Below are 22193 nucleotides of genomic sequence, written 5' to 3'. Positions count from 1 at the left end.
GTCCGTCGTCTTCGCTGGAAACAGATATCTCAGGAACCCGGGGTCCAGGCGTCATAATCGCCGGTCACCCGCGGACGCTTGCCGCTGGCTGCGATCGAGCCCTGCGGGCGATAGGCGTTTGCCGTACCGGTCGGATTGGCACGGTGCTGTTTCTGCCATTCGCGCGGCGTGTACTTTTCGTCCGCCGGAGAGACATCGGTGCGGTGATGCATCCAGCCGTGCCAGCCGGGCGGAATGGCCGATGCATCGGCGTAACCGCTGTAGATCACCCAGCGGCGCGTACGGCCCTCGGAATCCTTGCCGCCCTGGTAGTAGACGTTGCCGAATTCATCTTCACCAACCCGCTGGCCGTGACGCCAAGTGTGAAACCGCGTACCGATCGTCTGTTCGTTCCACCAGGTGAAAATCTGCAGCAGGAGCTTCATGATGCCGTCCTTGACCGGCCGTTGGGAAGGCGGCCGGATACCAAAACTATGTTCCCGCTTATGCCCCGCCGCTCAAGGCTTGTCCAGTGATTCCGAGGCAAGGTCGGTCATTTCAACGGCATGCGAAAGCCGAAGTGGCTGCGTTTGAAGCCGAGACGCTCATAGAAGCGATGTGCGTCGCTGCGCAGCGCATTCGAAGTGAGTTGCACCTTCGCCGCGCCCTGTTCTCGCGCCGCGGCGATGGCGTGGCGCATCATCCGCTCACCGATCCGGCGGCCACGCATGTCCTCACGCGTCTGCACCGCTTCGATCACAAGGCTTGAGCTGCCGCGCCCGGAGAGCGACGTGTGCAGCGCCGTCTGGAACGTTGCGACGACCTCGCCGCCAAGGACGGCGACATAGAGCACCTGCAGCGGCGACGCCTCGATTTTATCGAAGGCGGCCAAGTACTCGCCGAAGGCATCAGACTCGGTGGTGTCTCCGTGCCCGCCGAGTTGATCATTGGCAAAAAGGGCAATGATGGCAGGCAGATCAGCCCGCTCGGCTTCCCGGATCAAAAGTTCGGCAATCGCGTCCATGGCTCCCCGCCTGCAATCTTCATCGGCAACGTCGAAGCACCGAAAGGTAACAGTGACGTGACAGCGCCAAGACCACCGACGTTTTCCACAGGGTTCGCAGATCCGGCCGCGGCCCTCCGGGGCTCCCTACCCGATTAGATGCTTTTCAAGGATGATCGCTGGCAGGCCGGATTGCTCATCGCCGCAACTGGCCGTTTTTCCCACTTCAGCGAAGCCGTGCGTTCGATAGAACGCCAAGGCATGCAGGTTCTGCGGCTCGACTTCGACACGCATGCGTTCGGCATCCGGAAAGCAGGTCTCGAGTTCGGCGAAGATGTCGCGGCCGATTCCCTGCCGTTGGTACTTCGGCAGGACGTAGAGCTGGTGCAGCACGGCGGTCTTCGGCAACGATTCCGACATCGCCGCGTAGCCCATGCCACCGAGCTGGCGACCATCGTCGGCCACGAGAAACTCCGCCTGCTTGCGCGCAAGCTTGGCTTTGAGCGCCGGCACCGAATGCCAGCGCTGCGTCAGTTCATTGACCTTCTCGACGCCGTAAAACGTGTCGTAGGTCGCGTGCCACGTCTCGACCAACAAGGCGCGGACCTTCTCGAGATCACGCTCGCTTGCGGTGCGCACGAAGAACATCGCTTATTCCTCGATGCCGAGCTTGGCCTTCACCAGAGCCTGGACTGCCTGGGGGTTGGCCTTGCCACCGGTCGACTTCATCACCTGGCCGACGAACCAGCCGGCAAGCGAGGGCTTGGCCTGAACCTTGGCGACCTGGTCCGGGTTGGCCGCGATGATCTCGTCGACGGCCTTTTCGATGGCGCCGGTGTCGGTCACCTGCTTCATGCCGCGCGCCTCGACGATCTCGGCCGGGTCGCCGCCCTCGTTCCAGATGATCTCGAATAGGTCCTTGGCGATCTTGCCGGAGATGGTCTCTGCCTTGATGAGATCGATGATGCCACCGAGCTGAACAGGCGAAACCGGAGTCTCTTCAATGGCTTTGCCGGCTTTGTTCAAGGCACCGAGCAGGTCGTTGATGACCCAGTTGGCGGCGATCTTGCCGTCGCGTCCTTCGGCGACCGCCTCGAAATAGTCGGCGATCGACTTTTCGGAAACGAGAACCGATGCATCATAGACCGAGAGCCCGAGGTCACGCACGAAGCGCTCCTTCTTGTCGTCAGGCAGTTCCGGCAAGGTCGCCTTCAGCGCGTCGACGAAGGCATCGTCGAATTCGAGCGGCAAGAGGTCCGGATCGGGGAAATAGCGGTAGTCGTGCGCATCTTCCTTGGAGCGCATCGAACGGGTCTCGCCCTTGTTCGGGTCGAACAGGCGGGTTTCCTGGTCGATGACGCCACCGTCCTCGAGGATGCCGATCTGGCGGCGAGCCTCATATTCGATCGCCTGGCCGATGAAGCGGATCGAGTTGACGTTCTTGATCTCGCAACGCGTGCCGAAGCCTTCACCCGGGCGACGGACCGAAACGTTGACGTCGGCACGCATCGAGCCTTCGTCCATGTTGCCGTCGCAGGTGCCGAGATAGCGCACGATCGAACGCAGCTTCGTCATATAGGCCTTGGCCTCATCCGACGAACGCATGTCCGGCTTGGAGACGATCTCCATCAATGCCACGCCCGAACGGTTGAGGTCGACATAGGACATCGACGGATGCTGGTCATGCATCGACTTGCCGGCATCCTGTTCCAGATGCAGACGCTCGATGCCGATCTCGACATCCTCGAACTGGCCCTGACGATCAGGTCCGATCGAAATGACGATCTTGCCTTCGCCGACGATCGGATCCTTGAACTGCGAGATCTGGTAGCCCTGCGGCAGGTCCGGATAGAAATAATTCTTGCGGTCGAAGATCGAGCGGTTGTTGATCACGGCCTTGAGGCCAAGGCCGGTGCGCACCGCTTGGCGGACGCATTCCTCGTTGATCACGGGAAGCATGCCCGGCATGGCGGCATCGACCAGCGACACGTTGGCGTTCGGCGCATTGCCGAATTCCGTCGAGGCCCCCGAGAAAAGCTTCGAATTGGACAGCACCTGGGCATGGACTTCCATGCCGATGATGACCTCCCAGTCGCCGGTGGCGCCGGGGATGAAGCGTTTCGGATCGGGAGTGCGGACGTCGACAATGCTCATATCATGCTCTTCTTTGAAGCCTGAATTCTTGGTTTCTCGGTAGAACAATTGGTCCGCCGGTGCAAGTTGTTCGGCGTCATCAGACGCTTCAACGCGGGATACGACGCGTGATCGTTTCCTTAACCACCGCTTAGCGGCATTGCGCCACTATCTCGCGATGTCGATCACGGCCGCCGCCTTCTGCTTTGCAATCCTCATCAATGCCTTCAGCTTCGGCCTCTTCTGGCAAGACAAGAGGGCGGCACGGACTGGCCGGCGCACCAGCGAACAGGCGTTGCTCAGCGTCGCCATGTGCGGTGGCAGCCTGGGTGCCGTGGCCGCCTGTCGCCTCTTTCGCCACAAAACGCGCAAGGAACCGTTTCGCACGCTCCTGCGGCTGATCATCACGTTTCAATTGGTGTTCGCAGCAATCGGCATCCTGACGTTGCACACCTATCTTGACGCATGATCGCCCGTCTTCTAGGAAGGCACCGTTCTATTGGAGTTTTGATGTTCCGTTCGTCCCCTGAGTCCCGGTAAGGGCCCGTCCCCGCAATCACTTCGATTGCGTGCACGGGCGGGAAACGTCACCCCGCATCTTCAGTGATTTGCGGAACGTTTTCCTGCGTTCACACGAACGCTATCCGGAACATTCAGACAATGGACATCTCGCGCGCAGAACAGCGCATTCTTCATCATTTGGCCCAGGGCGGCCGCATCGAAATCATCCGCGAAAGCAAGGCGATTACCGAAATCCGGTGCTTCACCCGCGACGGCTGGGTCTATCCCGGCTTCGATCTCGAGCTTTTCCGCAAGCTGAAGCGCAAGAAGGCGATCTCGTCTTCCGGCGGAAAGCCTTATCGCATCACGGAACGTGGTTTGCAGTTGGTTCGATCGGAACTCAACAATCGCTGAGCGGTCAACGACGGCGACACCGGACATGCTGCATGTCCGGTGTCCGCTCTTCACGTTATGAGAATGCCGACATTGCGGGTAACCTAACGTCACCCGTGGGCAGCGACGAGGGCGCAGCCAACACGGTCGCGGCCGGCGTCCTTTGCCTGGTAGAGGGCGCGGTCCGCAGCCAGAAGCAGCCGATCAAGCCCGGCTTCGCCGGTTGAAACTTCGGCTGCTCCGATGCTGATCGTCACCGAGAGCTTACCGCCCTGCTCCAGATCGAGTTCCAGCACGCGCACGGCCTCAAGCAGGCGCTCGGCAACTTTAAGCGCGTCTGCAGGCGACTGGCGGACAAGCACGACGGCAAACTCCTCGCCGCCAAGCCGACCGAAAAGATCATCGCTGCGGAGTGCCGTGCGAACCACCGGGCAACCGCGGTCAGCACGCGGTCCCCCACGGCATGGCCATAGGTATCGTTGATCGCCTTGAAGCGATCGATGTCGAGCATCATCACGACCGTTCCGCTTCGGCGTGCAGCCGGTGCTGCCACCAGCGCGGCTGCACGCGACATGAAGGCAGAGCGCGCCAGGCACTGCGTGAGGAAGTCATAGTCGACCGCATGGGACAAACGCCCGATCAGTGCCCGTCGCGCGGCGTCGACGCTGGCAACCGTCAGGGGACAGAGGGCGAGAAGCGTTGTCCCGAGCCGTATGGATGTGAGCGTCGCCTCCGCCACGCCACTGACACCAAGATGCAGCGCTCCGGACGCCACGGCGACCTGCGTCAAAACGCCGACGATCGCCGTCAGCACGGTGACGCAGAACAATCCATAGGTCAGCGCGCACCACAGAAGTGCTGGCACCGGAAAGGCAAAGGCGCCGGGACCGCCGATCGTGAGTGACGCCGCACACGAAGCGACCAAGGCAACCAGCGGCCAGGGACTTCCAGTCCGTGCGGATGCCGCGATCGATGCGGCACCGGACCGCGAACCATCGCTGGAGATCGGGGCTGCCAGGAAGACCGGCAATATGACCACGTAGTTGACAAGTTCAGTCGTCAGCCAGGCGATGAAGGCATCGGGTAACGGCGCGCCAAACACCGCATGTGCGGCAGCAGCGCCAACGCCAGCCGCACCGATCGCAGCGAGCGATGCATTGGCAAACATATGAAGCACCGAGAGCGGCCGGCGCAGATGGCGGTGTTCGCTGGAAAGCCGCGCGAAGAGCGCGTAGCCGATGACGACACCGACCATGTTGGCGGCGTTCAGGGAGAGCGCCTGCGTCAGATCCGCCCCGGTGACGACGTCGGCCAACACATAGGCCAACGCGGCAGTAAACCAGCCTGCCGGGGACGCAAGCGACGGGTTTCTGACGAGAAGGCCAAGAAGGATGGCATTGGCCGGCCAGATCGAAGCGAGCATGCCGACCGGGCGGCTCAGGATGCCGAGGACGCAGGCGATAAAAACAATCAAGCCGAGGCCGACAAGCCAAAAGGAGTGATGGAAGGGCTTCAGAACCAACGGTCGCGCGACCGTCTTCTCCAGCATCTGCAACAAGCGTTCCCCCGCGGCGCCACCGCACTTTCATAACCCATAATATTTCATGGGCCTAATGAACGGGATGTGAATTCGCAGCACCATTTCCGGATGTCAGCTATTCAGCGGCCGCAGATCAGCTGCCGCCCTCCTCCCCGAGGATTTTTCTTAGTCCGATGAACTCGACGTCGCTGTCGAGTTGCGGTGAATAGGCGGTTGAAAGCCAGCTCACGCCGTAGCCGCCCTTGCGAAAGAAGCGAACGGCTCGGTCGTTGCGCGCATGGGTCTTGGTGGTCACGGTTTCGAAGCGGTCCTTGACGATGCGGGCCTCGATCTCGCCGAGCAAAAGGACGCCGAGACCCCTGCCCTGCGCAGACGGCTCGACCCACAGATCGGATATCGCGTTGTCGAAATTCTCGCGCGCCGTCCAGCCGCGAATGTCGCCCTCGGCTTCGACCAGCAAGACGGAAAGCCAGTGGTCGGAAAGAAAACGGAAGAATACCGCTTCCGCCACCCGCCGCATCCGCTCGCCGTCGGAAAGACCCGCGATCGCCGAGTGCCAGGCGTCGAGACCGATTGCGGTCAGTCGTTCGACGTCGCCGGCGCGGGCATGGCGGATGAAGGGCATGACGCGGGAACTCCTTCCGCGACAACACTGATGGGCAATCTTCAGAACGAAAAATAGCGGTGCCTGGTCGGCACCGCCATCAAAGTTTTACCACCACTTGGAGGGGGTGAAGCGGCCGGCAGCCTGCTCGATGACGTGCGCCGTCTTGAACAGCGTCTCTTCCTCGAACGGCTTGCCGATCAGTTGCAATCCGAGCGGCAGGCCCTTGTGATCGAGACCACCCGGAACAGCGATGCCCGGAAGACCGGCCATGTTCACGGTGACGGTGAAGATGTCGTTGAGGTACATCTTGACCGGATCGGATGCGAGATCCTCGTCGGCAATACCGAAGGCGGACGACGGTGTCGCGGGCGTGAGTATCGCGTCGACACCAGCGTGGAAGGCCAGTTCGAAGTCGCGCTTGATCAGCGTGCGGACCTTCTGCGCCTGCAGATAGTAGGCATCGTAATAGCCGGCCGAAAGCACGTAGGTGCCGATCATGATGCGGCGCTTGACCTCCTGGCCGAAGCCGGCGGCACGCGTCTTTTCATACATGTCGACGATGTCCTTGCCATCGACGCGCAGGCCGTAGCGCACGCCATCGTAGCGGGCAAGGTTCGAGGACGCTTCAGCCGGGGCGACGATGTAATAGGCCGGAAGCGCGTATTTCGTGTGCGGCAGGGTGATGTCGACGATCTCGGCGCCGGCTTCCTTCAGCCAGGCAATGCCCTGCTGCCAGAGCGCTTCGATTTCGTCGGGCATGCCGTCGACGCGGTACTCGCGCGGAATACCGATCTTCATGCCCTTGATCGACTTGCCGATCGAAGCTTCGTAGTCCGGCACCGGCAGGTCCACCGAGGTCGTGTCCTTGGCATCGACGCTTGCCATCGACTTCAGAAGGATCGCGGCATCGCGCACATCGCGGGCGATCGGGCCCGCCTGGTCGAGCGACGAGGCGAAGGCGACGACGCCCCAGCGCGAGCAGCGACCATAGGTCGGCTTGATGCCGACGGTGCCGGTGAAGGCGGCCGGCTGACGGATGGAGCCGCCCGTGTCGGTGGCGGTGGCGCCGGCGCACAGATGCGCGGCAACGGCTGCAGCCGAACCACCGGACGAACCGCCGGGAACGAGATCCATGTTGGAGCCCTTGGCGCGCCAGGGGTTCTTGACCGCGCCGTAATAGGAGGTCTCGTTCGACGAGCCCATGGCGAACTCGTCCATGTTCAGCTTGCCGAGCATGACGGCACCGTCGTTCCAGAGGTTCTGGGTGACGGTCGATTCATAGCGCGGTTTGAAGCCGTCGAGGATATGGCTGCAGGCCTGGGTGTGCACGCCCTCGGTGCCGAAGAGATCCTTGATGCCGAGCGGGATGCCTTCGAGCGCACCGGCCTTGCCGGCGGCGATGCGCGCATCCGAGGCCTTGGCCATCTCGCGCGCCTTGTCCGGCGTGACAGCGATGTAGGCGTTGATCGTCTCGTTGGCGGCATCGATCGCGCCGATATAGGCGTCCGTCAGTTCGACGGCGGTGATTTCCTTGGCGGCGAGCTTCGTGCGAGCTTCGGCAATCGTCAGGCTGATGAGGTCGGTCATGGTGAAATCGGGCTTTCGCAATCAGAAACGGCGGGGCGGCAGGCGGGAGATTACTCGACCACCTTCGGAACGAGGAAGAAGTTGCGATCCGAATTCGGTGCATTGGCAACGACGTCGTCCGCCTTGTTGCCGTCCGAGACGTTGTCTACCCGCTTCTTCATCTCCATCGGCGTCACCGAAGTCATCGGCTCGACGCCGTCGACATTGACTTCGGAGAGTTGCTCGACAAAGCCGAGAATGCCATTGAGTTCGCCCATCATCCGCGTGGCTTCTTCTTCGCTGACGGCGATGCGGGCGAGGCGCGCGACGCGCTTCACGGTGGCAAGGTCTACGGACATGGTCGTCTCCGGTCTCTGGAACTTTCCCCCGCTATAATGGTGCAGCGCGAGGCACGCAACGGGGGAATCGCCTGATCACCGAGCTGTCGCCAAGGCGAGGCACCACTTAGACCGTGACTACGCCGCCGACATCCGGGGTTTCGACCTTCGTCGACGCGCCATCCATGCCGACGAGGAAGGTTTCCGGCGTCTGATCGATGATCGGGAACGAGCCATAGTGACAGGGGATCGCGGTTGAGAACTTGAAGAACCGCTGGCAGGCGAGCGCTGCAACCGCACCGCCCATGGTGAAGCGATCGCCGATCGGTACGATACCGATCTCCGGCTGGTGCAATTCGTTGATCAGCGCCATGTCGGAAAAGATGTCCGTGTCGCCCATGTGATAAAGCGTCGGCTCGTCTTCGAAATGCAGCACCAGACCATTGGCGTTGCCGAGCGAGTGCGAGACTCCGTCCTCGGTCATTTGCGCGGAGGAATGCAGCGCATTGACGAAAGTCGTCGAGAACGAACCGAGATGAATGGTGCCGCCGGTGTTGCCCATTTCCAATGCCTTGACACCGTGACGCGCGAGCCAGGTGCAGAGGTCGGCATTGGCAACGACGGTCGCACCGGTCTCCTTGGCGATCGCGATCGTGTCGCCAACATGGTCGCCGTGACCATGGGTCAGGAGAATGTGCGTGAGCCCAGCGGTCGCGTCCCGGCGATCCTCGTCACGGAACGCGGGATTGCCACTGAAAAAGGGGTCGATCAGGATCTTGGACTTGGCCGTCTCGATATGAAAGGCGGCATGGCCGAGCCATTTGATCTTCATGACGTTCTCCCTGATGATTTAAGTGTCGCAACAGCATATGGAACAGACAGTCCTCCGCGCAAAGATCGAATCGACATTCCCATGGCAATTCTCACCATTGAAGACTTGGCTCTCACGCTTCAGCCCCACCAGGCGATCGCCGGGCTCGACCTCGGCACGAAAACGATCGGTCTCTCGGTCTCCGATCTCGGCCGACGTTTCGCCACGCCGCGCGACGTGATCCGCCGCGTCAAATTCGGGGTGGATGCCGAAGCACTGCTGTCAGCGGCGGAAAAAGAAAAGGTCGCGGCCTTTGTCATCGGCTTGCCCGTCAACATGGATGGCAGCGAGGGACCGCGTTGTCAGGCGACGCGCGCCTTCGTTCGCAACATGGAGCAGAAGACACCCCTGCCCTTCGTCTTCTGGGACGAAAGGTTGTCGACCGTGGCGGCCGAACGGGTTCTGATCGAGATGGACGTTTCGAGAAAGAAGCGAGCCGAGCGCATCGATTCGGCGGCCGCATCCTTCATTCTTCAGGGCGCGCTCGACAGGCTCGCGTCGCTGGCAAGGGACGGCCTCTCTGCCTGAGGAACGGCAGCGCCGAAGCGGCGGCGGTACCAGGCGATGATCTGGCGACGCTTGCGGAAACCGATGATGGCAAAAACGATAAGGCTGTCGACGACGATCGCGCGCGCGACAAGCGGCGGGATCGTTTCCGGCGGGATGCCGAGCACGTTGCCGTAGATCTGGAACACCAGATCATGGGTCTGCCGTGTCAGCATGAAAAAGCCGAAGCTGATGTCGTAGTAGGACAGGCCGTACCACGAGGTCAGCAGCAGGACCGGGCCGGCCCAAAGGATCAAGAACCACTTCATGCGACCCCCCTTTCCGACGTCGTGCGGAAGACCAGCGGATAGAGCGCGCGATCTGCCAGCACCAAGGCTACCAGAACGATCGCAGGGACTGCGATGTCGAGTGCCAGTCCGGCGAAAAACATCATCATGATGATCAAAAGACCAGTTCTCACCGAACCGCTCCCATTCCGGATTCCATTCAATACCCGGCCAATCTCCACCCTTGCGGGGCCCAGCGCAATGTAAACCATCTGTTAAGGTTAATTTTCACAGACCGGTTTGGGTGGCTCCGATTGGTGTCAGCAGCCGGCTTGATCTTTCACCGCAACGCTCAAATCCTTTCCTGTGGGACGACTTTTGCGATAGCGATACACGTCTCCTCGCGTGCAGGCCCGCCATGATCGTCGTCTTCGAAAGCATTCTTCCCGTCTTCCTCCTGGTAGTACTCGGCGCCTGGCTCAAGCGCTCGACGTTCGTAGACCAGAACCTTTGGCTCGGGCTCGAGCAATTCGGCTACTTCATCCTGTTCCCTGCCCTCTTGTTCTCGACCCTCGCCCAGGCCGACTTTGCCGGATTGCACGCCGACGCGACCGCCATCGCCACGATCGGCAGCGTCAGCCTGATGTCACTTTTTGTGCTCTTGCTGTGGCCCGCGCTCAGAAACCGGCAGGTTTCAGCAGCGTCCTTCACGTCGGTTTTCCAGACGGCGACGCGGTGGAACGGCTTCATGGCGCTTGCGATCGCCCACAAGCTCTACGGCCCGCTCGGCCTGACGCTGACCGCGCTGTTGATGACGCTGCTGATCATTCCGACCAATCTCTACAATATTGGCGCACTCGTCTGGTTCGCGGGCGGCAACCGCGACTTTCGCCGCTTCTTTGCACGGATCGCGACGAACCCGATCATCGTCTCCTCGGTACTCGGGATTTTCGTCAACCTCATCGGACTGAAGATCTATAGCCCGCTGATGGCGACCATCGAGATGCTGGCGAGCGCGTCGCTCAGTCTCGGACTGGTGATGGTCGGCGCCGGGCTGCGCGCTTCGGACGCGCTGAAACCAAGCGCGGTTGCGCTGCTGGCGGTATTCCTCAAGCTGATCGTCATGCCGGTCTTCATGGTGAGCGCCAGCTACCTGCTCGGTATCCGCGGCGAAGCGCTGCTCATCATCGCGCTCGGCGCCGCCGTGCCGACGGCAATGAACGGGTACTTGCTGGCCAAGCAGATGGGCGGCGACGCCGAACTCTACGCGGCGGTCGCGACGGTACAAACGGTCGTGTCGTTCTTCACGATCCCGCTCGTGCTCTGGCTGACGACGTACGTCGCGGTGGGGTGACGACTGGCGCCGCAGGAACCTGACGCCTAGGTCGCAGGGGGGTAGAGAAGATCGAGGATGTAGGCGGAATCGAAGCGTGAATCGAGCATGCCGTAGGTCGAGCGCCAGCCGGCGGCCAAACGCGATTCGAGGAACGCGTCGGCAATGCGTCCGGCACCGAGACGATAGAGTTCCGCAGCGGCGGCAGCGAGCGCCAATTGCTCGACAAGCATGCGTGCCGCACCCTCGTCACGCTCGCAGAGGGACATGGCGGCCCGCAGCACATCGATCGTCTTGCGGCCGGACGGCCCGAGATCGCGCGCCAGGATCGCAAAGAGCTGTTCGAAGAGATCCTTGCCCTTGGCCAGTACACGCAGCACGTCCAGCGCCATGACGTTGCCGGAGCCTTCCCAGATGGCGTTGACCGGCGCTTCCCGGTAGTGGCGTGCGAGTGCGCGCTCTTCCACGTAACCGTTGCCGCCAAGGCACTCCATCGCCTCGTAGATCAGCGCCGGCGCGATCTTGCAGGCCCAGTATTTTGCAACCGGCGTCATGATCCGCGCGTAGGCTGCGTCTTCCGGGCTGTTGCGCGCCCTGTCGAAGGCCTCCGCGACACGGAAGGAAAGCGCGCTGGCTGCAGCCACGTCGAGTGCCATGTCGGCAAGCACGCGCGTCATCATCGGTTGGCTCGCGAGCGGCTTGCCAAACACCTTGCGGCCGCGCGTATGATGCACGGCTTCGGCCAGTGAAGCCCGCATCATGCCAGCCGATGCCAGCGCACAATCGAGCCGCGTCAGCGTCACCATATCGAGGATCGTGCGGATACCGGCATCCGGCGCGCCGAGAATGAAGCCGAACGTGTCGGAGAACTCGACTTCGGTGGACGCGTTGGAACGGTTGCCGAGCTTGTCCTTCAGGCGCTGGAAGCGCAGCCCGTTGGCGCTGCCATCTTCAAGCAGCCGCGGCACCAGAAAACAGGCAAGGCCCTCGCGCGTCTGCGCCAGCATGACGAAGGCGTCGCTCATCGGCGCCGACATGAACCACTTGTGGCCGTTCAGGCGATAGATGCCCTCGCCCACCCGCTCGGCAGTCGACGTGTTGGCACGGACGTCGGTCCCGCCCTGCTTCTCCGTCATGCCCATGCCGACCGTGACCGCAGACTTCTGCATCCACGGCCTGTTGGTGGAATCGTACTTGCGCGACAGGATCTTCGGCGCCCATTCCTTCTGCACGGCCGGCGAAGCGGTGATCGCTGCCAGCGATGCGCTGGTCATCGTCAACGGGCAGAGGTGGCCGCATTCGAGCTGCGCCATGAGATAGAAGCGGATCGCCCGCATCTTGTGCGACTGGTTGCGCTCGTCGGCCAGGTTTTCCCAGGCAGACGAGTGCAGTCCCGACGTCATCGAGCGGCGCATCAGCGCGTGCCAGGCCGGATGGAATTCGACCACGTCGAGGCGCTCGCCGCGCGGACCGTGGGTCTTCAGCTTCGGCGGCCCCTCGTTCGCCATGCGCGCCAGTTCCTGCGTCTCCGGCGCGGTCACATAGCGGCCGAGCCCGTCGAAGTCATCGCGGACCGCCTTCGGCATACCGGACGTAATGTCCACCACGAGCGGGTCGGAGCGGTAGGCGTTGATACCGGACCAGGGCTTTGGCTGGTTCAGCTCGGCGAGTTTCTGTTCGGTCCGGTTCATCTGATTCATGGGCCGGTTCTAGCGCAAGTTTCGCAACCACGAAACGGGGCGCCGAAAAGATAGAATGACCGTTGCAAGTTTTCTGCGGAAGGGCGCCGCCAAGCCTTGCCGTGCCGGGGGGCAGGTCTTATAGAGCGACGCAATTTAAAGAGCGCAAGGGCGGCCCATGATCACTTTCCCGCATCGCCACCTGCTCGGCATCAAGGGGCTCACGGAGCAGGATATCACCTATCTGCTCGACCGCGCCGATGAAGCCGTCCAAATCTCCCGTCAGAGAGAGAAGAAAACGTCGACGCTTCGGGGGCTGACGCAGATCAACCTCTTCTTTGAAGCGTCCACCCGCACACAGTCTTCGTTCGAACTCGCCGGCAAGCGGCTTGGCGCCGATGTCATGAACATGTCGGTCGGCAATTCGTCGGTGAAGAAGGGCGAAACGCTGATCGACACGGCGATGACGCTCAACGCCATGCACCCGGACGTGCTGGTCGTGCGTCACTCCTCGGCCGGCGCTGCAGCCCTTCTGGCGCAGAAGGTCTCCTGCTCGGTCGTCAACGCCGGCGACGGCCAGCACGAGCATCCGACGCAGGCACTGCTCGATGCGCTGACGATCCGCCGCGCCAAGGGCAAGCTCTCGCGCATCATCGTCGCTATCTGCGGCGACGTGCTGCATTCGCGTGTGGCCCGCTCCAACATCTTGCTCCTGAACCAGATGGGCGCCCGCGTCCGTGTCGTAGCACCCGCGACGCTGCTTCCCTCCGGTATCGCCGACATGGGCGTCGAGGTCTATCATTCGATGGCTGAGGGCCTGAAGGATGCGGATGTCGTGATGATGCTGCGCCTGCAGCGCGAGCGCATGGCCGGCTCCTTCGTGCCTTCGGTGCGCGAATACTTCCACTATTACGGGCTTGATGCGGCGAAGCTGAAGGCGGCCAAGGAGGATGCACTCGTCATGCATCCCGGGCCGATGAACCGCGGCGTCGAGATCGCCTCGGAAATCGCCGACGGCCCGCAGAGCGTAATCGAACAGCAGGTCGAGATGGGCGTTGCCGTGCGCATGGCGGTGATGGAAACGCTGCTTCTCTCGCAGAACCAGGGGCCGCGCCTATGACCAGACCACTCGTTCTGAAGAACCTGCGTATCATCGACCCCTCGCGTAATCTCGATGAGGTCGGCACCGTCATCGTTGGAAACGACGGCCGCATCGTTGCCGCCGGTGCCGACGCGCAGAACCAGGGCGCGCCTGATGGTGCCTTCGTCAAGGACTGCGCCGGTCTCACGGCGGTTCCGGGCCTTGTCGATGCCCGTGTTTTCGTCGGCGAACCGGGCAGCGAGCACCGCGAGACCTTCGAGTCCGCATCGCGCGCAGCAGCGGCCGGTGGTGTCACCACCTTCATCGCCATGCCCGATACCGACCCCGTGATCGACGACATCGCACTGGTCGAGTTCGTCAAGAAGACGGCGCGCGACAAGGCGCTCGTCAATGTCCATCCCGCAGCCGCACTCACCAAGGGGCTGGCCGGCGAGGAGATGACCGAGTTCGGTCTGCTGCGCGAAGCTGGTGCCGTGTGCTTCACCAATGGCCGCCGGTCGATCCACGACACGCTGGTACTGCGCCGCGCCATGACCTATGCGCGCGAGTTCGGCGCAGTCATCGCCCTTGAGACCCGCGACAAGTATCTCGGCGCCAACGGCGTCATGCATGAGGGCCTGCTTGCCAGCTGGCTTGGCCTCTCCGGGATCCCGCGTGAGGCAGAGATCATTCCGCTCGAGCGCGACCTGCGCATCGCCGGACTGACGAGGGCCGCCTACCACGCCGCGCAACTCTCGGTTCCCGAGTCGGCCGATGCCGTCCGCCTGGCGCGCCAGCGTGGCGCCAATGTCACCTGTGGCATCTCGATCAACAACCTGGCGCTCAACGAGAACGACATCGGCGAGTACCGGAGCTTCTTCAAGCTTTCGCCGCCCTTGCGCAGCGAAGACGACCGGGTCGCCATGGCCGAGGCGCTCGCCGACGGCACCATCGATATCATCGTCTCCTCGCATGACCCGCAGGACGTCGACACCAAGCGCCTGCCGTTTGCCGATGCGGAAGATGGCGCCATCGGACTTGAGACGCTTGCCGCTGCCGCCCTTCGCCTCCACCACAGTGGCCAGGTACCCTTGATGCGGCTGATCGATGCCATGTCGACGCGCCCGGCTCAAATCTTCGGGCTCGACGCCGGCACGCTCAAGCCGGGCGCCAAGGCCGATATCGCCGTCATCGATCTCGACGAACCGTGGGTTCTCTATAAGGAAGCGATCGTCTCCCGCTCCAAGAACACGCCGTTTGAAAATGCACGCTTTACCGGACGGGTTGTGCAAACCTATGTTGCCGGCAAGCTTGTGCATTCTGCATAAGCCGCAAGCGGTCACGCGGGAGGGGAACCGGTGGATATACTTTCCTGGCAGCTCGGGCTGCCCTTGACGCTGTTGAGCCTTGGCTTCGGCTATCTGCTCGGCTCGATTCCATTCGGCCTGCTTCTCACCCGCATGGCCGGCCTCGGCGATGTGCGCAAGATCGGCTCGGGCAACATCGGCGCGACCAACGTGCTCAGAACCGGCAACAAGAAGCTGGCGGCGGCAACATTGCTGCTGGATGCGCTAAAAGGGACGGCTGCGGCGGCTATCGCCGCCCGCTGGGGTGTCGAAGCAGGCATCGCCGCCGGCTTCGCGGCTTTCATTGGCCATCTCTACCCGGTCTGGCTCGGCTTCAAGGGCGGCAAGGGTGTCGCTACCTATATCGGCGTGCTTCTTGGTCTTGCGCCGCTGATGGTGCTCGCCTTTGCAGCCATCTGGCTCGCGTTGGCGAAAATCACCCGCTACTCGTCATTGTCCGCCCTGGTTGCAACAGCTATCATTCCTGCTCTACTCTACGCAGTAGGTGACGCAAAGGTCGCCCTCCTTTTCGCGGTGATGACCGTCATTAGCTGGGTGAAGCACCGCGCCAATATCCAGCGGCTGCTTGCCGGCACGGAAAGCAAGATCGGAGACAAGGGATAATGTCGAAGGACAGCGCAGGACGAACCGGAGTTGCGCTGACCGAACGACAGAAGATCTCCTGGCTGCGGCTGATCCGCAGCGACAACGTCGGTCCCGTCGCCTTCAGGGACCTGATCAATCACTTCGGCACCGCGGAAAACGCGCTCGATGCCCTTCCCGAACTGTCGAGACGCGGCGGCAAGCAACAGGCCTATCGCATCGCCTCCGTAAACGAGGCCGAAAGGGAACTGGAAGCTGCGCGACGGCACGGCGCCGTCTTCGTCGGTATTGGCGAGCCCGGATACCCCTCCGCACTACGGCAGATCGATGGCGCTCCGCCGCTGCTGGCGATGAAAGGCGACCTCGACGCAGCGACGCGGCCGTCGCTTGGGATCGTCGGCTCACGCAATGCCTCGATCAGCGGCGCCAAATTCGCCGCCATGATCGCTCGCGAGAGCGGCCGCGCCGGCTATGTGATCGCGTCCGGCCTTGCCCGCGGCATCGATACGGCCGCCCACCGCGCAAGCCTTGGAACCGGCACGATCGCCGCGCTCGCCGGTGGTCTCGACCGGCCTTACCCGCCGGAGAATATCGGCCTGCTTGAGGAGATCACGTCGGGTCGCGGCCTGGCGATCAGCGAGATGCCCTTCGGCTGGGAGCCGCGCGCGCGCGATTTTCCTCGGCGCAACCGCCTGATTGCCGGCGTCGGCCTCGGCGTCGCAATCGTCGAAGCGGCGCACCGTTCCGGTTCGCTGATCACGGCACGTTATGCCGCCGACTTCGGTCGGCTCGTCTTTGCCGTTCCCGGATCGCCACTCGATCCGCGCTGCCACGGAACCAACGACTTGCTGAAGCAGGGCGCAATCGTTACGACCTCGCCCGAGGACATCACCGAGGCGCTGGCGCCGCTCAGCCAATTGGAACTGCCGTTGCCTGCCGCGATCAGAGAGCCGGACAACAACGTTCGGCCGGACGGCCCGACCACGACCAGCGACCATGACCGTTCCGCACTCGCCGATGCCCTTGGCCCGACGCCGGCGGAAATCGACGACATCGTCCGGCACACGGGCCTCTCGCCGGCGCAGGTCTACCTGCTTCTGCTGGAGCTCGATCTTGCGGGCCGCCTTGAACGTCACGCGGGCGGCCGCGTGTCGCTGGCGAGCCCGGAATGACGGATGCCGACAATCCCACGGCGCAAATCCGCGGCGAACGAGTTGTTGCAGAGTGCGCCCGGCCGGCAATCCTGCGTGAGTTGCGCAACGCCCTCTCGTCGTTATTTTGGGTGAACCCTCTTGACCCCGCACGAATCCCTGTCCATTTCGGGGCGTCGATATCAGGCGAACCATGGCGCAAGCGGCGCTGACGCCCGAACCAGAACCGGTTGTCTCAGAAAATGACGATGAATGTTGTAGTGGTGGAATCGCCTTCCAAGGCAAAGACGATCAACAAGTACCTGGGGCCTGGCTACAAGGTGCTGGCTTCGTTCGGCCATGTGCGCGATCTGCCGGCAAAGGACGGCTCGGTCCGTCCGGATGAAGACTTCGAGATGTCCTGGGAGGTCGATGGCGCCTCGGCGAAACGCATGAAGGATATCGCCGACGCGGTCAAATCCTCCGACGGCCTCATTCTGGCAACCGACCCGGATCGCGAAGGCGAAGCGATTTCCTGGCACGTGCTCGACCTCTTGAAGAAAAAGAAAGTGCTCGGCGACAAGCCGGTCAAGCGCGTGGCGTTCAACGCCATTACCAAGAAGGCCGTTCTCGAAGCGATCGCTCATCCGCGCGACATAGACATCTCGCTGGTCGACGCTTATCTGGCGCGCCGCGCTCTCGACTACCTCGTCGGCTTCAATCTTTCGCCGGTGCTCTGGCGCAAGCTGCCGGGCGCCCGCTCGGCCGGACGGGTGCAGTCCGTCACCCTACGCCTCGTCTGCGACCGCGAAAGCGAGATCGAACGCTTCATCTCTGAAGAATACTGGAACATTTCCGCCCTTCTGAAGACCCCGCGCGGCGACGAGTTCGAAGCTCGTCTCGTTTCGGCTGACGGCAAGCGCCTCGCCCCGAGGGCTGTCGGCAACGGCGAGGAAGCAAACCGCCTGAAGACTTTGCTCGAAGGTGCGGCCTATGTGGTCGACAGCATCGAGGCCAAGCCGGTCAAGCGCAATCCGTCGCCGCCGTTCACCACGTCGACGCTGCAGCAGGCCGCTTCCTCGAAGCTCGGCTTCTCCGCGTCTCGCACCATGCAGGTCGCGCAGAAGCTCTATGAAGGTGTCGATATCGGCGGCGAGACCGTCGGCCTCATCACCTATATGCGTACCGACGGCGTGCAGATGGCACCGGAAGCCATCGAGGCATCGCGCAAGGCGATCGCCAGCCAGTTCGGCGACCGTTACCTGCCGGAAAAACCGCGCTTCTATTCAACCAAGGCGAAGAATGCCCAGGAAGCGCACGAAGCGATCCGGCCGACCGATTTCAACCGCACGCCGGACCAGGTTCGCAAGTTCCTCGACGGAGACATGCTGAGGCTCTACGACCTCGTCTGGAAGCGCGGCATCGCCAGCCAGATGGCATCGGCCGAGATCGAGCGCACGACCGCTGAAATCACCGCCGACAACGGTGGCCAGAAGGCCGGCCTGCGCGCGACCGGTTCCGTCATCCGCTTCGACGGCTTCATCGCCGCCTATACGGACGCCAAGGAAGACGGCGAGCAGACCGATGATGGCGACGAGGACGGCCGCCTGCCGGAGATCAATGCCCGCGAAAACCTCGCCAAGCAGAAGATCAACGCCTCGCAGCACTTCACCGAGCCGCCGCCGCGTTATTCGGAAGCAAGCCTGATCAAGAAGATGGAAGAGCTCGGCATCGGCCGTCCCTCCACCTATGCCGCGACGGTCACGACGCTGCTCGACCGCGACTACATCACCAACGACAAGCGCAAGCTCGTGCCCCAGGCCAAGGGGCGTCTGGTGACGGCGTTCCTGGAGAGCTTCTTCACGCGCTATGTCGGCTACGACTTCACCGCGTCGCTCGAAGAAAAGCTCGACCAGGTCTCGGCCGGCGAAGTCAACTGGAAGGACGTGCTTCGCGACTTCTGGAAGGATTTCTTCGCCCAGATCGAGGAAACCAAGGAACTGCGCGTCACCAACGTGCTCGACGCGCTGAACGAGGAACTGGCGCCGCTGGTCTTCCCGAAGCGCGAAGACGGCGGCGACCCGCGCACCTGCCAGGTCTGCGGCACCGGCAAGCTGTCGCTGAAGCTCGGCAAGTACGGCGCCTTCGTCGGCTGCTCCAACTATCCGGAGTGCAACTTCACCCGCCAGCTTTCCTCCGAGAGCAACGGCGAGGAAGCCGCGGTCTCGAACGAACCGCAGGCGCTTGGCAAGGACCCGCACACCGGCGAAGAAATCACGCTGCGCAGCGGCCGTTTCGGCCCCTATGTCCAGCGTGGCGATGGCAAGGAAGCGAAGCGCTCGAGCTTGCCCAAGGGCTGGACGCCGTCAACGATCGACCACGAGAAGGCCGTGGCGCTGCTGTCGCTGCCACGCGACATCGGCGCCCATCCGGAAACCGGCAAGATGATCTCCACCGGTCTTGGTCGCTATGGACCGTTCGTGCTGCACGATGGCACATATGCCAATCTCGAATCGATCGAGGACGTCTTCTCGATCGGCCTCAACCGTGCCGTCTCCGTGCTTGCCGACAAGCAGTCGAAGGCCGGTGCCGGCCGTGGCCGCACCGCCGCCGCGTCGCTCAAGGAGCTCGGCGATCATCCGGAAGGTGGCGCCATCACGGTTCGTGACGGCCGCTACGGTCCCTATGTCAACTGGGGCAAGGTCAACGCCACCCTGCCGAAGGGCAAGGATCCGCAGTCGGTGACGGTCGGGGAGGCCTTGGCGCTCATTGCAGAGCGCGCTGCCAAGGGTGGAACGACCAAGGGCAAGGCAGCCAAGGCCAAGACCACGAAGGCTGCGGCCAAGTCCGAGGACGGTGCCGCCAAGCCGGCGAAGGCCAAGGCACCTGCCAAGAGCAAGACAAAGACGGCCGCCAAGGCCAAGAAGGACTGATCTTGACCAGAATACCGCGCGATCCCACCGAACAGTCCGGCAAAAGAAGCCTGGGCAGGAAGCCTGCACGCGCGGCAAAGGCCGGATCGGCCCAGCCAAGCGAACCCATCATCCACGGCGCGGTTCCGCCGCGCGACGTGCTGATGCGCTTCATCGCCGAAAACCCGGACCGTGCCTCAAAGCGTGAGATCGCCAAGGCCTTTGGCCTCAAGGGTGAGACCCGCGTCGAACTCAAGGCGCTGCTGAAGTCGCTCGAAGTCGACGGCCTGGTCGAGAAGAAGCGCAAGTCGCTCGTGCGCCCAGGGGCCCTGCCCCCGGTCACCGTGCTCGACATCACCATCCGCGATGTCGATGGCGAGTTGATCGGTCGTCCGGCCGAATGGCTCGACGATGACGGCGTCGCGCCGGCGGTGCTGATCAAGCAGTCGGCGGTCGGCAAGGCCAAGGGCAAGGTGCCGGTCGGCGGTCTCGGCGATCGGGTGCTCGCCAAGATCTTCCCGGCCAAGGAGCGTGGCGGCCCTGCCTATACGGCGCGCATCATCAAGGTGCTCGACAAGCGAAAGGATGCCGTACTCGGCGTCTTCCGCTCAACGCCCGGCGGCGGTGGTCGCCTGATGCCGATCGAGAAGCGCGGCGAGGAAGTACTGGTTGATCCCGAGTTTACCGGCAACGCCCAGGACGGCGATCTGGTCGAAGTGCAGCTCTCGCGGCTCGGCCGCTACGGGTTGCCGCGGGCGCAGGTGCAGACCGTCATAGGCTCGGTTGCCTCCGAGAAGGCGATCTCGATGATCGCGATCCACGCGCACGGCATTCCGCATGTCTTCCCGGAGCGGGTGATCGAGGAGGCGAACGCTGCCGGTCCGGCCACCATGGCACACCGCGAGGACTGGCGTGCGCTGCCGCTCATCACCATCGACCCGGCTGACGCCAAGGACCACGACGACGCTGTTCATGCCGAACCGGATCCGTCCGAGGACAATCCGGGCGGCGTCATCGTCACGGTCGCCATTGCTGATGTCTCCTACTATGTCCGGCCGAAATCGGCACTGGACCTCGAGGCGTTGAAGCGTGGCAATTCGGTCTATTTCCCCGACCGCGTCGTGCCGATGCTACCCGAACGCATCTCAAACGACCTCTGCTCGCTGAAAGAAGGCGTCGACCGCCCGGCGCTCGCCGTACGCATGCGCTTCTCCAAGGAAGGCCGCAAGGCCGGCCACACCTTCCACCGCGTCATGATGAAGAGCGCGGCGAAGCTCTCCTACCAGCAGGCGCAGGCAGCGATCGACGGCAACCCCGACGACAAGACCGGTCCGATCCTCGAGACGATCCTGAAGCCGCTCTGGGAAGGCTACCGCATTCTCACGCGCGGTCGCGACCGCCGTCAGCCGCTCGAGCTCAACATGCCCGAGCGCAAGATCATCCTGAAGCCGGATGGCACGGTGGATCGTGTCTTCGTTCCTGAACGCCTCGACGCGCACAAGCTGATCGAAGAGATGATGATCCAGGCTAACGTCGCTGCGGCGGAGACGCTGGAGCAGAAGCGCCAGGTCTTGATCTACCGCGTGCACGACCAGCCGTCGCTTGCCAAGCAGGAAAGCCTGCGCGAGTTCCTGGCCACCCTCGACATCTCGCTCGTCAAGGGCGGCAACATGCGCTCGAACCATTTCAACGGCGTCCTCGCCAAGGCCGAGGGCAAGCCGTTCGAAACCATGGTCAACGAGATGGTGCTGCGCTCCCAGAGCCAGGCTATCTACAGCCCGGAGAACATCGGGCACTTCGGTCTCAATCTGCTGAAATATGCGCATTTCACTTCGCCGATCCGCCGCTATGCCGACCTCATCGTGCACCGGGCGCTGGTTGCCTCGCTCGGACTCGGCGAAGGCGGGTTGACGCCGCAGGAAGAGGCGGTGCTCGACGACATCGCCGCCGAGATCTCGACCTTCGAGCGTCGCGCCATGGCAGCGGAACGCGACACTGTCGACCGCCTGATCGCCCACCACCTCAACGGTCGCGTCGGCGAGGAATTCGACGGCCGGGTTTCCGGCGTCACCAAGGCGGGACTCTTTGTCACCCTGCCCGCCTATGGTGCCGACGGCTTCGTTCCTATATCTACGCTCGGGCGCGACTACTTCATCTATGATGAGGCGCATCAAGCGCTCTCCGGTGAGAAGACCGGCCTCGGTTATCGGCTCGGTGATCCGGTCCGCGTCAAGCTCGTCGAAGCGGTGCCGCTTGCAGGGGCATTGCGGTTTGAGATGCTGAGTGAAGGGCGCAAGATGCCGACGGCGACGCGCTCCTTCCACAAGTCGGGCCGGCGGGACCGCACCGGGGCGCGCAAGAAGCCGGGAACGCGGCCGCCGAGAGGACGGCGATAGATCCCTGTC

General features: G+C 62.9%; 21 protein-coding genes and 1 pseudogene. 10 read left to right on the top strand and 12 right to left on the bottom strand.

What is annotated here, in order from left to right; all coding sequences use genetic code 11:
• Positions 1 to 29: 29 nt before the first annotated feature.
• The 4 genes from MKZ91_RS27200 to gatB form a co-directional block, all read right to left on the bottom strand.
• Positions 30 to 428, bottom strand: coding sequence for an NADH:ubiquinone oxidoreductase subunit NDUFA12 (locus MKZ91_RS27200; protein WP_336174163.1), 399 nt, complete (start codon positions 426 to 428; stop codon positions 30 to 32).
• A gap of 104 nt (positions 429 to 532) precedes the next feature.
• Positions 533 to 1003 (bottom strand): GNAT family N-acetyltransferase, encoded by a 471-nt coding sequence (locus MKZ91_RS27195; protein WP_336174154.1) that lies wholly within the window; start codon positions 1001 to 1003, stop codon positions 533 to 535.
• Between the two features lie 126 nt (positions 1004 to 1129).
• Entirely contained in the window at positions 1130 to 1630 is a 501-nt protein-coding gene (locus MKZ91_RS27190; protein ID WP_336174153.1) for a GNAT family N-acetyltransferase, read from the bottom strand.
• Between the two features lie 3 nt (positions 1631 to 1633).
• The gene (gatB, locus tag MKZ91_RS27185) at positions 1634 to 3136 is read right to left on the bottom strand and encodes an Asp-tRNA(Asn)/Glu-tRNA(Gln) amidotransferase subunit GatB (RefSeq protein WP_336174152.1); all 1503 of its coding nucleotides are present in this window, start codon (positions 3134 to 3136) and stop codon (positions 1634 to 1636) included.
• Between the two features lie 139 nt (positions 3137 to 3275).
• Between gatB and MKZ91_RS27180 the strand changes: the two genes are divergently transcribed.
• Together MKZ91_RS27180 and MKZ91_RS27175 are read left to right on the top strand one after the other, a co-directional pair.
• Complete coding sequence (locus MKZ91_RS27180; protein ID WP_336174151.1) at positions 3276 to 3584, top strand: DUF1294 domain-containing protein; 309 nt, start codon at positions 3276 to 3278, stop codon at positions 3582 to 3584.
• Positions 3585 to 3775: 191 nt separating this feature from the next.
• Positions 3776 to 4030, top strand: a complete 255-nt coding sequence (locus MKZ91_RS27175; protein WP_065374627.1) for a YjhX family toxin — start codon at positions 3776 to 3778, stop codon at positions 4028 to 4030.
• 89 nt (positions 4031 to 4119) lie between these two features.
• Here MKZ91_RS27175 and MKZ91_RS27170 read toward each other — a convergent pair.
• From MKZ91_RS27170 to MKZ91_RS27150, 5 genes and pseudogenes are all read right to left on the bottom strand, one after another.
• A pseudogene (locus MKZ91_RS27170) lies at positions 4120 to 5177 on the bottom strand (diguanylate cyclase).
• Positions 5178 to 5682: 505 nt separating this feature from the next.
• A complete protein-coding gene (locus MKZ91_RS27165; RefSeq protein ID WP_336174150.1) occupies positions 5683 to 6174 on the bottom strand; it encodes a GNAT family N-acetyltransferase in 492 nt (163 codons plus the stop codon).
• Between the two features lie 87 nt (positions 6175 to 6261).
• On the bottom strand, positions 6262 to 7743 hold the full coding sequence (gene gatA, locus MKZ91_RS27160; protein WP_336174149.1) for an Asp-tRNA(Asn)/Glu-tRNA(Gln) amidotransferase subunit GatA: 1482 nt from the start codon (positions 7741 to 7743) through the stop codon (positions 6262 to 6264).
• Between the two features lie 50 nt (positions 7744 to 7793).
• Positions 7794 to 8081 (bottom strand): Asp-tRNA(Asn)/Glu-tRNA(Gln) amidotransferase subunit GatC, encoded by a 288-nt coding sequence (gatC, locus tag MKZ91_RS27155; protein ID WP_336174148.1) that lies wholly within the window; start codon positions 8079 to 8081, stop codon positions 7794 to 7796.
• A 106-nt stretch (positions 8082 to 8187) separates the two neighbouring features.
• The gene (locus MKZ91_RS27150; protein ID WP_336174147.1) at positions 8188 to 8892 is read right to left on the bottom strand and encodes a metal-dependent hydrolase; all 705 of its coding nucleotides are present in this window, start codon (positions 8890 to 8892) and stop codon (positions 8188 to 8190) included.
• A gap of 81 nt (positions 8893 to 8973) precedes the next feature.
• Here MKZ91_RS27150 and ruvX point away from each other — a divergent pair, with 81 nt between their 5' ends.
• On the top strand, positions 8974 to 9459 hold the full coding sequence (ruvX, locus tag MKZ91_RS27145; protein ID WP_336174146.1) for a Holliday junction resolvase RuvX: 486 nt from the start codon (positions 8974 to 8976) through the stop codon (positions 9457 to 9459).
• On the opposite strand, the gene MKZ91_RS27140 is transcribed toward ruvX, so the two are convergent.
• Together MKZ91_RS27140 and MKZ91_RS27135 are read right to left on the bottom strand one after the other, a co-directional pair.
• The gene (locus MKZ91_RS27140) at positions 9405 to 9746 is read right to left on the bottom strand and encodes a DUF6105 family protein (protein ID WP_336174145.1); all 342 of its coding nucleotides are present in this window, start codon (positions 9744 to 9746) and stop codon (positions 9405 to 9407) included. The genes ruvX and MKZ91_RS27140 overlap by 55 nt on opposite strands.
• Entirely contained in the window at positions 9743 to 9898 is a 156-nt protein-coding gene (locus MKZ91_RS27135; RefSeq protein WP_336174164.1) for a hypothetical protein, read from the bottom strand. Before MKZ91_RS27135 ends, MKZ91_RS27140 begins: the two co-directional genes overlap by 4 nt.
• A 224-nt stretch (positions 9899 to 10122) precedes the next feature.
• Between MKZ91_RS27135 and MKZ91_RS27130 the strand changes: the two genes are divergently transcribed.
• Positions 10123 to 11058, top strand: coding sequence for an AEC family transporter (locus MKZ91_RS27130; protein ID WP_336174144.1), 936 nt, complete (start codon positions 10123 to 10125; stop codon positions 11056 to 11058).
• A gap of 26 nt (positions 11059 to 11084) precedes the next feature.
• Here MKZ91_RS27130 and MKZ91_RS27125 read toward each other — a convergent pair whose 3' ends face one another.
• Positions 11085 to 12737 carry an acyl-CoA dehydrogenase family protein gene (locus MKZ91_RS27125; protein WP_336174143.1) on the bottom strand — a complete coding sequence of 551 codons (1653 nt, stop codon included), beginning with the start codon at positions 12735 to 12737 and terminating at the stop codon, positions 11085 to 11087.
• Positions 12738 to 12894: 157 nt separating this feature from the next.
• Between MKZ91_RS27125 and MKZ91_RS27120 the strand changes: the two genes are divergently transcribed.
• The 6 genes from MKZ91_RS27120 to rnr all read left to right on the top strand — a co-directional run bounded on the left by MKZ91_RS27120 (position 12895) and on the right by rnr (position 22184).
• Complete coding sequence (locus MKZ91_RS27120; protein ID WP_336174141.1) at positions 12895 to 13836, top strand: aspartate carbamoyltransferase catalytic subunit; 942 nt, start codon at positions 12895 to 12897, stop codon at positions 13834 to 13836.
• Complete coding sequence (locus tag MKZ91_RS27115) at positions 13833 to 15125, top strand: dihydroorotase (RefSeq protein ID WP_336174140.1); 1293 nt, start codon at positions 13833 to 13835, stop codon at positions 15123 to 15125. The genes MKZ91_RS27120 and MKZ91_RS27115 overlap by 4 nt, the downstream gene beginning before the upstream one ends.
• 30 nt (positions 15126 to 15155) lie before the next feature.
• Complete coding sequence (gene plsY, locus MKZ91_RS27110; protein WP_336174139.1) at positions 15156 to 15767, top strand: glycerol-3-phosphate 1-O-acyltransferase PlsY; 612 nt, start codon at positions 15156 to 15158, stop codon at positions 15765 to 15767.
• Positions 15767 to 16918, top strand: a complete 1152-nt coding sequence (dprA, locus tag MKZ91_RS27105; protein ID WP_336174138.1) for a DNA-processing protein DprA — start codon at positions 15767 to 15769, stop codon at positions 16916 to 16918. The genes plsY and dprA overlap by 1 nt, the downstream gene beginning before the upstream one ends.
• A gap of 227 nt (positions 16919 to 17145) precedes the next feature.
• Complete coding sequence (topA, locus tag MKZ91_RS27100) at positions 17146 to 19809, top strand: type I DNA topoisomerase (RefSeq protein ID WP_336174137.1); 2664 nt, start codon at positions 17146 to 17148, stop codon at positions 19807 to 19809.
• Between the two features lie 2 nt (positions 19810 to 19811).
• Positions 19812 to 22184, top strand: coding sequence for a ribonuclease R (rnr, locus tag MKZ91_RS27095; protein ID WP_336174135.1), 2373 nt, complete (start codon positions 19812 to 19814; stop codon positions 22182 to 22184).
• Positions 22185 to 22193 lie beyond the last annotated feature (9 nt).

It is taken from the genome of Ensifer sp. MJa1, from assembly GCF_037026475.1.
Taxonomy (GTDB): Bacteria; Pseudomonadota; Alphaproteobacteria; order Rhizobiales; family Rhizobiaceae; genus Ensifer.
This window is presented reverse-complemented; position numbering and strand designations above follow the sequence as displayed.